Annotated in this window: 11 protein-coding genes and 1 pseudogene; 7 read left to right on the plus strand and 5 right to left on the minus strand. The window is 71.3% G+C overall.

The features are described 5' to 3' along the window. Nucleotides 1-15: 15 nt before the first annotated feature. Both H9L17_RS15720 and H9L17_RS15725 read right to left on the minus strand, forming a co-directional pair. Nucleotides 16-843, minus strand: a complete 828-nt coding sequence (locus tag H9L17_RS15720) for a DUF3108 domain-containing protein (protein ID WP_187570347.1) — start codon at nt 841-843, stop codon at nt 16-18. Between the two features lie 108 nt (nt 844-951). Continuing rightward, nucleotides 952-1,788 (minus strand): class I SAM-dependent methyltransferase, encoded by an 837-nt coding sequence (locus H9L17_RS15725; RefSeq protein WP_187570348.1) that lies wholly within the window; start codon nt 1,786-1,788, stop codon nt 952-954. A 78-nt stretch (nt 1,789-1,866) separates the two neighbouring features. Between H9L17_RS15725 and H9L17_RS15730 the strand changes: the two genes are divergently transcribed. From H9L17_RS15730 to H9L17_RS15740, 3 genes are all read left to right on the plus strand, one after another. Continuing rightward, nucleotides 1,867-2,766, plus strand: a complete 900-nt coding sequence (locus H9L17_RS15730) for an acyltransferase (RefSeq protein WP_187570349.1) — start codon at nt 1,867-1,869, stop codon at nt 2,764-2,766. Between the two features lie 64 nt (nt 2,767-2,830). Next, the gene (locus H9L17_RS15735; RefSeq protein WP_187570350.1) at nt 2,831-3,370 is read left to right on the plus strand and encodes a cytochrome b; all 540 of its coding nucleotides are present in this window, start codon (nt 2,831-2,833) and stop codon (nt 3,368-3,370) included. A 96-nt stretch (nt 3,371-3,466) separates the two neighbouring features. Beyond that, complete coding sequence (locus tag H9L17_RS15740) at nt 3,467-3,700, plus strand: hypothetical protein (protein WP_187570351.1); 234 nt, start codon at nt 3,467-3,469, stop codon at nt 3,698-3,700. Between the two features lie 164 nt (nt 3,701-3,864). Here H9L17_RS15740 and H9L17_RS15745 read toward each other — a convergent pair whose 3' ends face one another. Beyond that, entirely contained in the window at nt 3,865-4,962 is a 1,098-nt protein-coding gene (locus tag H9L17_RS15745) for an NAD(P)/FAD-dependent oxidoreductase (protein ID WP_187570352.1), read from the minus strand. 148 nt (nt 4,963-5,110) lie between these two features. Between H9L17_RS15745 and H9L17_RS15750 the strand changes: the two are divergent. Together H9L17_RS15750 and H9L17_RS15950 are read left to right on the plus strand one after the other, a co-directional pair. Next, nucleotides 5,111-6,016 (plus strand): annotated as a pseudogene (locus H9L17_RS15750) (M14 family metallopeptidase); the annotation flags it as partial. Between the two features lie 33 nt (nt 6,017-6,049). Continuing rightward, on the plus strand, nt 6,050-6,364 hold the full coding sequence (locus H9L17_RS15950) for a RidA family protein (RefSeq protein WP_223158121.1): 315 nt from the start codon (nt 6,050-6,052) through the stop codon (nt 6,362-6,364). A gap of 129 nt (nt 6,365-6,493) precedes the next feature. On the opposite strand, the gene H9L17_RS15755 is transcribed toward H9L17_RS15950, so the two are convergent. Continuing rightward, entirely contained in the window at nt 6,494-7,261 is a 768-nt protein-coding gene (locus H9L17_RS15755; protein ID WP_187570354.1) for an ABC transporter permease, read from the minus strand. Between the two features lie 26 nt (nt 7,262-7,287). Beyond that, entirely contained in the window at nt 7,288-8,226 is a 939-nt protein-coding gene (locus tag H9L17_RS15760; RefSeq protein WP_187570355.1) for an ABC transporter ATP-binding protein, read from the minus strand. A 109-nt stretch (nt 8,227-8,335) separates the two neighbouring features. Between H9L17_RS15760 and H9L17_RS15765 the strand changes: the two genes are divergently transcribed. Beyond that, entirely contained in the window at nt 8,336-8,824 is a 489-nt protein-coding gene (locus tag H9L17_RS15765) for a DUF2975 domain-containing protein (RefSeq protein ID WP_187570356.1), read from the plus strand. Beyond that, entirely contained in the window at nt 8,824-9,060 is a 237-nt protein-coding gene (locus H9L17_RS15770; protein ID WP_187570357.1) for a helix-turn-helix domain-containing protein, read from the plus strand. The genes H9L17_RS15765 and H9L17_RS15770 overlap by 1 nt, the downstream gene beginning before the upstream one ends. The last annotated feature ends 38 nt before the right edge of the window (nt 9,061-9,098 follow it).

Here is a 9,098-nt window from a genome sequence, read left to right on the forward strand (position 1 = left end):
TTCGGCCGTGCCGACCTAGCCCTGCGCGGCGGGCGTCGGCGGCAGCGGGAACTCGATGACGGCCGGCGCTTCCAGCAGCACCTTCGAGCGGTACTTGCCGTTGAACACGTCCTCTTCCTTCACCACCACGCGGCTGGCCTTGTCGATCCAGAAGCGCTGGTAGTTGCCGCTGCCGGGCCGGCCGCTTTCGGTTTCCACCAGCCAGCAGTCGCGGCGGCGGCCGTCGGCGCCGACCAGCGCGCGTTCGCCCAGCACGGTGTAGTCGACGTCCATCGGCGCGGCCATGCCGACGTCGAACAGGCGGATGCGCAGCGTGCCGCCCTTCTCGTAGGGCAGCAGCGGCAGCAGGGTGAGGTCGGAATGCCAGTTCATCCACCAGCCGTCCTGCATCGCGGCGAAGCCGGCCTCCATGGTCTTGCGCGACTCCTCCGGCAGTTCCCCCTCGATGCTGCCGCGCCCCGTCGCCGGTTCGACGATGGTGGTCAGGCGGCGATCCGGGCGCGTCCAGCCGCTGGTCTGCGAGAGCGTCGCCGCATCCTTCGCCGCGTGCACGGTGCGGGCGGTGTGGACGCTGCCGTTCTCGTCTTCCCAGTGCTGCTCGATCACCCAGGCATCCTTGCCGTCCACCTGCTCGCGCTTGACCTCGCTGGTGGCGAGCATCGCGCGCTTGACGCCGCTGCCGGCGGCGCCGTGCATGTAGACCAGGTAGGTCATGGTGGCGGGGCGCAGTTGCTCCAGGTGCAGGTCGGCGGGATTGACGCGGACGGGCGTGGCCGCGCCGGCGGCGCCGATGATGGCGGACAAGGCGAGAGCGAGCGACAGAACGGAACAGCGTGCGCGCATGGGCATCCTCGTGGCGGGGGAAGGATGCGTATTCCAGCCGGTGCGGCGCGCGCCGGGCAGTGCCGGCGGGCAGGGTGACGATCCGCCTACGCCATTGGTGCCGATGGATCAGCGGCGGATCGCGAGAACGCCGTCCAGCGCCAGCTCCGCCTTGAAGCCGGCGGTTTCCAGTCGCTTCGCCACCTCGCGCGGCACGTCGCGCCCGCTCGTGAGCTTGTTGGGGCTGCCGGTGTAGTGAAACAGCCGCGCGCCGCGCCGCAGCACGCGGGCGAGCTGCCGGTAGAACGCCAGCGAATACAGTTCCCCGGCGATGCCGAAGCGCGGCGGGTCGTGCAGGGCGGCGTCGAACGCCGCGTCCGGCAGTTGCGCGATGGCCTGCGACACGTCAGCATGGGCGAGATCCAGCCGGCCGCCGCTTTCGTCGGGATCGGGCGACCACGGGTTGAGCGTGCGCAGCCACAGCACGTCCTCGTTCTTCTCGAACGAGGCGATGCGCGCCACGCCGGCGTCGAGGCAGCAGGCGGCGAAGTAGCCCAGCCCGCCGCAGGTGTCGAGGACGGACTTGCCCTGCGGCTGCACCAGCGCCACCTTGCGGCGGGCGTCGTCCAGCGGCGACTCCTTCGCCGTCGGCAGCATCTTGATGCCGTCGATCTCGAAGGTGGGCACGTTCCATTCGGTCGGCACCAGCTTGATCAGCTTGCCGGCGTAGCGCGACACCGGCGCGAATCCGTCGCCGTCCCACCAGTACAGGGTGCGGTCCTTGAGCTTGCCGGGATACGGATAGCGCGCGCCGCGCCAATGCCAGTCGTCGGCCGACAGCCGCGCTTCGCCGTGGCTGCGGCCCAGGTCCAGCGAGCCCTGCCAGGCGTCGCGACCGGCGTCGCGCGCCGCGGCGAGGGCATCGCCCAGCGGGCGCGTGAGCAGGGGGCCGGTATATCGGGACATGCGCGAATGATACCGGCGGCCTGAATCGCGCCGGGTTTTCCGCGACAATGGCCGCCTGTTCCAACGTCTTGCGAACCGATGCTGCCGTTCCGCCTTGCGCTGCTGTTCCTGCTGATCATCGCCAGCACCGTGCTGCACGTCGTCCCGCTGCTGCTCGTCGCGCTGCTGAAGGTGCTGCTGCCGCTGCCGCGCCTGCGGGTGGCCTGCAATCCGCTGCTGACCGGCATCGCCGAGAGCTGGATCGGCGTCAACAACCGGCTGTGGGACGCGTTCACGCACACCCGCCTGGACGTGCGCGGCGATGCCGAACTGCATGTAGACGGCCACTACCTGGTGCTGGCGAACCACCAGAGCTGGGTGGACATCCTGGTGCTGCAGAAGGTGTTCAACCGGCGCATCCCGCTGCTGCGCTTCTTCCTCAAGCGGCAATTGTTCTGGGTGCCGCTGCTGGGGCTGGCGTGGTGGGCGCTGGATTTCCCGTTCATGGGCCGCTACACGCCCAAGCAGATCGCCCGCAATCCGGCGCTGGCCGGGCGCGACATCGAAGCCACCCGCCGCGCCTGCGAGAAGTTCCGCGCCATCCCGGTGGCGATCATGAACTTCGTCGAAGGCACCCGCTTCACCGCCGGCAAGCACGCCAGGCAGGGCTCGCCCTACCGGCACCTGCTCAAGCCCAAATCGGGCGGCGTGGCCTTCGTGCTGGACGCGATGGGCGAGGGGCTGCACGCGATCCTCGACGTGTCCATCGCCTATCCGGCCGGCAGCCCGTCGCTGATCGACCTGCTGGCCAACCGCATTCCCGAGGTGCGCGTGCAGATCCGCCAGCGCGCGATCCCGGCCGAACTGGCGCGCGGCGACTACCAGAACGACCGCGAGTTCCGGGTCCGCTTCCAGCAGTGGATGAACGGCCTGTGGCGGGAGAAGGACGCCGATATGGCCGGCCTGCTCGGCGCGGACGCGCCGGCCGCCGGGGATTGATCGAAGTCAGAATCCGCCGCGCGATTGCCGGCATAGTGGATGCAGTCACGACCGGAGTCGCGCCATGAATGCCGCCGTCTGTCCGCGCTACGCCCCCGTTCTGCGCCGCCTGCACTGGCTGATGGCGCTGCTGATCCTGGCCGCCTACCTGCTGATCGAGCAGCGCGGCCTGTTCCCGCGTGGCAGCGCGGGCCGCGCCGCGATGATGCAGGGCCATTTCTGGGCCGGCATCGCGGTGTTCGCGCTGGTCTGGTGGCGGCTGCTCGCCCGCCGCCGCTTCGGCGCGCCGCCGGTAACGCCGCCGCTGGAGGGCGTCAGCGCATTGGCGGCCAAGCTGGTGCATCTGGCCCTGTACGCCTTCTTCATCGCGATGCCGCTGCTGGGCCTGGCGACCGCCTGGAGCGACGGCAAGGCGGTGAAGATTCCGTTCACCGGCATCGCCCTGCCGTCGCTGCTGCCGGAGAACGAAGCGCTGGCGCACCAGCTGGAAGATTTGCACGGCGCCATCGGCGAAGCCTTCTACTGGGTGATCGGCCTGCACGTGCTGGCGGCGATCTGGCACCACGCGTTCCGCCGAGACGACACCCTGAAGCGGATGCTGTAGCCCTCGTTCGCGCTTGACCCGGATCAGGGCGCGCGGCCCGCGCGCGGCGGAGGATCGCAGTCGCGCCGACGGGTGCGCGCGGACGCGGAGGATGGCATGGAATTCCGGATCAGGCTGGCGGCCGACGCGCCCGACATGGTCGCCATCGACGACGCGCTGCGGCAGGCCGACCCGGCCGCGCTGGTCGATGTCGATCCCGCCGGCGGCGCGCTGCGGGCGACGGTGTGGATGAGCGGCGACGAACTGGCCACGGTGCTGGCGCAGGCCGGCTACCCGCCGAGCGAGGTGCAGCAGCTGGCCTCGGTGTGCTGCGGGGATTGCAGCGGCTGACCCGGCGGCATCGCATTTGTTCGCAGCGAAAAGATTGGACGCGGATCGACGCGGAAAGACGCGTACAAGAATCCCTGTCATCGGCTTTATCCACGTTGATCCGCGTCGAAAAAAACAGCCGCATGCCAACGGGAAACCCCTGTATCCACGTTCGCCGCCGGCGTTCAGCCGCCGCGCTTGTGGAAGTACACCTGTTCCGCCGCCCAGCGCAGCGGCGGCGAATGCAGCAGCAAGTCGAACGGCCAGTCGAATTGCAGGCGGTCGTACATCCAGCGCAGCGCGCGCTTGGCGCGGAAGCGCGGTGCGGCGTCGATGGCCGCCTGTTCCGGCGCCGGCCCGCCGTCGCACAGGTGCGCGGCGATGGCGCGGCCCACCGCGTCGCCGTGCTCCCATGCCGAGTGGATGCCGCCCGCCGTGACCGGCGAGACGATGCCGGCGGCATCGCCGGTGAGGATGGCGTTGTCGCGGGCCAGGCCGGCGACCGGCCCGCTGCACGGGATCAGCCCGGCGCGGGTGTGGCCGGGCCGCAGGTGGCGCGGCAACCCGCCGGCGATGCCCACGCGCAGCAGGAAGCCGTCGATGTCCGGCACGCGCGCGTTGGCGGGGTCGTGGCGCAGCGCCAGCCCGGCCTGCACGCCGCCCGGGTTCTGCGCCAGCCAGCCGATGTAGCCGGGCGCGTAGCGCTTGCTGATGAAGCAGTGCAGGGCGTTCGGGTCGGCCAGCTTCGCGCCGGGGAACTCGTATTCGATGCCGTAGAGAAATTGCCGCACCTCGCCCAGCGCGCAGCGCCGCGCCACCCGCGAGCGCGCGCCGTCGGCGCCGACCAGATAGCGCGTGCGGCCGACGCCTTGCACCTGCCAGCCGCCGTCGATGCGCGCCGCGTCGGTGAACGCGCAGCCCAGCCGCAGCTCGGCGCCGCGTTCGCATAGCTGTTGTGCCAGCCAGCGCATCACCGCCGGCGTGTCGGTGGTCAGGAAGTAGTAGCCGGGCGCGGCCAGCGCCACCTGCTTCAGGCTGGGCGCGTACAGGCGCACCGATTCGATGCGGCGGGTCAGCCGCGCCGGAATGGCCTGCAACAACGTGCGCTCGGCAGCCTCCTTCACGATGATGCCGGTGGTGCGCAGCTTGTCGCCGGGATCGCGCTTGCGCTCCAGCACGCAGACGCGCAGCCCGCGCCTGGCGGCGGCGATGGCGCAGGCCGCACCGGCGAAGCTGGCGCCGACCACGGTCACGTCGAAATCGAAATCGTTGGCGTCCCGCATGCGGCCCTCGGCGGCTGGAATGCCGGCCACGATGCGCGCCGGGCGCGTGCCGGCGATGGCGCGGAGGTGAAGCGGATTTGAAGTCGAAGGCCGCACGGCGGCGCGCAGATGCGAAAATGCCGCCTTGTTCCGTTGCAAGGACGACGCGATGAACGCATTTCCCATCGGCACGCCGGGCCAGCCCTGGGGCGAGGCCGAAAAGGCGCATTGGCGCGCGATGCAGGCGAAGAAGCGCAGCTACGCCGACGAGGTGCTGGCCCGGATCGACGCGCTGCGCGATGCCTTCGACGTGGCGCAGTACGGCGAACTGGACTGCGGCGCCGACGGCCGCTATCCGCTGTTCGTCCTGCGCAGCCGCGACTGGGACGACGCGCTGCCGGTGGCGGTGGTGACCGGCGGCGTGCACGGGTATGAGACCAGCGGCGTGCACGGCGCGCTGCAGTTCGCCGAGCGCCACGCGGCCGACTACGCGGGCCGCGCCAACGCGCTGATCGCGCCCTGCGTCAGCCCGTGGGCCTATGAGCGCATCCACCGCTGGAACGCGCAGGCGCTCGACCCGAACCGCAACTTCCGCGCCGGCAGCCCGGCCGCCGAATCGGCGGCGCTGTGGGAACTGCTGCGTTCGCTGGGCGACCACGTCCTCGTGCACATCGACCTGCACGAAACCACCGACAGCGACGAAACCGAGTTCCGCCCGTCGCTGGCCGCGCGCGACGGCAAGCCGTTCGAGCCTGGCACCATCCCCGACGGCTTCTACCTGTGCGCCGACAGCGCGCGCCCGGAGCCGGCCTTCCAGTGGGCGATCAACGCCGAGGTGGCGAAGGTGACCCACATCGCGCCGGCCGATCCGGACGGCACCATCATCGGCTCACCGGTGGTCGCGCCGGGCGTGATCGAATACGACTGCCGCGCGCTCGGCCTGTGCGCCGGCATCACCGACGCGCGCTTCGTCACCACCACCGAGGTCTATCCGGACAGCCCGCGCGCCACCCCGCAGCAGTGCAACGACGCGCAGGCGGCGGCGGTGTGCGCGGCGCTGGATTTCGCGCTGGCGCGGCATGTCCGCCGCATCGACGCCGGCCCGCGCATGTCCGAGGCCGTGATCCACGGTGGCATCGTCCACCTGGCCGGGCAGGTGCCGGAAACCGCGGGCGCCGACATCGAAACCCAGACTCGCGAGGTGCTGGCCGCCATCGACGCGCTGCTGGCGCAGGCCGGCAGCGACAAGACCCGCATCCTGCGCGCGCAGATCTACCTGGCCGACATCGCCGAGTTCGCCGGCATGAACCGCGCGTGGGACGCATGGGTGGTGCCGGGCAAGGCGCCCGCGCGCGCCACCGTGGAGGCGAAGCTGGCCGATCCGGATTGGAAGGTGGAGATCGTGGTGACGGCGGCGCTGTAGCGCCGCCGGAGCGCACGCGTTTGGACGCGGATCAACGCCGATCGCTTTCCAACGGCCCTATCCGGTTTTATCCGCGTCAATCCGCGTCGGAAGGCTTTTGTCTGCCCGCGAATGCTCACGCGGGCATGTTCAGAGCACCTCGCGCCGGCCCATCCGCCACAGCATCAGCGCGAAGGCGGCGATGCCGCCGCCGAAGCCCAGCGCCAGCGCTAGGTCGGCGCGGGCCGGGTCGCTGGCGAGCTGGTTGACCGGAATCTGCCAGGGCATCGCCACCCCGATCTTCGCCGAGGTGGCGACCACGGCGAAGAAGGTGCCGGCGATGCCCGTCGCCAGCGCCGGCACGAAGCTGGCCCAGCGCAGCGCGATCCACAGCTGCACCGCCACCAGCAGCCACGCGGCAAGGAAGATGCGGCCCAGCAGGAGCAGATGGGCGGCGAAATCCGGCGCGCCGGCGGCGGCCACCGCGGGCTTGGCGATGCCGGCGGCGACGACCGCCAGCGACGTCAGCAGGGCCAGCAGCAGGCTCATCGCCGCGACCAGCGCCAGCACGCAAACGGCCTTCGCCGCGTACAGGTGCCAGCGCGGCAGCGGCAGCGCGCGCAGGTGGTCCCAAGCGCGCGGGCCGTGCTCGGTCTGCGCCACCAGCGCGGTCAGCGCGGTGACGCTCATCGGCAGCATGAAGAACGCCCAGATCGCCGCCGAGAATTGCAGCGACATCGTCCACGGCGCGGGCTTCTCCCCGCGCAGCAGGTTGAAGAACACGAACACCGCAATCAGCAGCGGCGCGACGGCGGCCAGCAGCAGGGCCAGCGAGCGGCGCAGCTTGTAGGCCTCCACCGCGAGCGCGGTGGCGAAGCGGGCAGGGCGAACGGAGAAAGTGGGCGAGGCAACGGACATGGCGGGCTCCGGATTTTGGGGCGATGTCAGGCCGCCGCCGCGACGGGCTGCGCGGCCTGGCGGTAGAGAAGTTCGAGGCTGCGCTGGCGCGGCGCGAGCGCATGCACGCGCACGCCCGCCACGCACAGCGCGCGGTTGAGCGCGGCGGCCGCGCCGCGCGGTTCCTCGCCGGCGGCCAGGCGCACGACCACGGCGTCGTCGTCGCGTTCGGCCGCGAAGCCGTGGCTGCGCGCGACCGCCACCGCCTGCTCCGGCGCGTCGGTGCCGATCTCCACTTCGGCCGCCAGCCCCGCCTTCAGTTCGGCCAGCGCGCCCTGCAGCACCAGCCGGCCGTGGCCGAGGATGCCGACATGGGTGGCGGTCTGCTCGATCTCGCCGAGCAGGTGGCTGGACAGCAGCACGGTGGCGTTGGCGCGTTCGGGCAGCTCGCGCAGGAAGCGGCGCATGTCGGCGATGCCCTCAGGATCGAGGCCGTTGGTCGGTTCGTCCAGCACCAGCACCGGCGGCGCGCCCAGCATCGCCCGCGCCAGTCCGAGGCGCTGGCGCATGCCCAGCGAATAGTCGGCGACGCGGCGGCCGGCGTGCGCGGCCATCTCCACGATCTCCAGCACGCGGTCGGGCTCGCCGGCGGGCAGGCCGAGCAGGCGGCGGCTGAGGTCGAGGTTCTCGCGGCCGGTCAGGTACGCGTAGAAGCCCTGCGCCTCCAGCAGCGCGCCGACCTTGCGCGCGGCGGCGATGCGATCCGTCGCAACGTCGATGCCGGCGATCCTTGCGCTGCCGGCGTCCGCCTTCAGCAGGCCCAGCAGCAGCTTGATGGTGGTGGTCTTGCCGGCGCCGTTGCGGCCGAGGAAGCCGTAGACGCTGCGCTCCGGCACGCGCAGATCGATGGCGTCGACGGCGGTGCGCGCGCCGAAGCGGCGGGTCAGGCCGCGGGTTTCTATGGCGAGGGGTGTGGCGTGGGGCATGGCGTCGCCTCGTGATGTTTTAAGTCTTGGATAAAGTTTGCGCGGGCATGGAGATTTAAGTCAAGATTAAAATTCCTCCCGCCATCGCCCATTGCCGAAACCCGCCGCCATGACCGTCCCCGACCGCTTCCGGCAGCAATGCCGCCTGCTGCGCATCGCCACGCTGGCGGTGTTCTGCGGCCTGTTCCTGCTGCTGGCGCTGGGCGCGGGCGGGCTGCCTTGGTTCCCGTCGCGCGCCGATGGCGACGCCGGTACGCGGCTGCTGCTGATGCTGGTGCGCCTGTTGCCGGGGCTGGGCTATCTGTGGGCGCTGTGGGCGGTGCAGCGCGCGCTGGGCGACCTGGCGGCGGGCCGGCTGTTCCACGCCACGCTGGCGCGGGCGCTGCGCCACGTCGGCATCGGCGTGCTGGCCGGCGCGCTGCTCAGCGTGTTCGCGGTGACCAACCTGTCGCGGATGATCGCGGGCGGGCAGGGCAGCGTGATGTACTTCGACCTGTCCGGCATCGTGCTGGGCGTGGTCGGCGCCGCGCTGGTGCTGCTGGCGCGGGTGATCGACCACGCGCGCGCCTTGCAGGCGGAACTGGACGAGATCGTCTGATGCCGATCCGGATCACCCTCGACGCGATGCTGGCCGCGCGCGGCATGACCGCGCGCGAGCTGGCCGCGCGGGTCGGCATCAGCGAGACCCAGATGTCGCTGTTCCGCAGCGGCAAGGTGCGCGGCATCCGCTTCCGCACGCTGGCCAAGCTGTGCGCGGTGCTGGCGTGCGCGCCGGGCGATCTCCTCGATTACGACGCCGATCCGGCGGACCTGCAGGCGGCGGACGAGGACTGACGCGCAAGGGGGACGAAAGTCACGGGCGCATCGAGCGC

This window comes from Thermomonas brevis, from assembly GCF_014395425.1.
Lineage (GTDB): Bacteria > Pseudomonadota > Gammaproteobacteria > Xanthomonadales > Xanthomonadaceae > Thermomonas > Thermomonas brevis.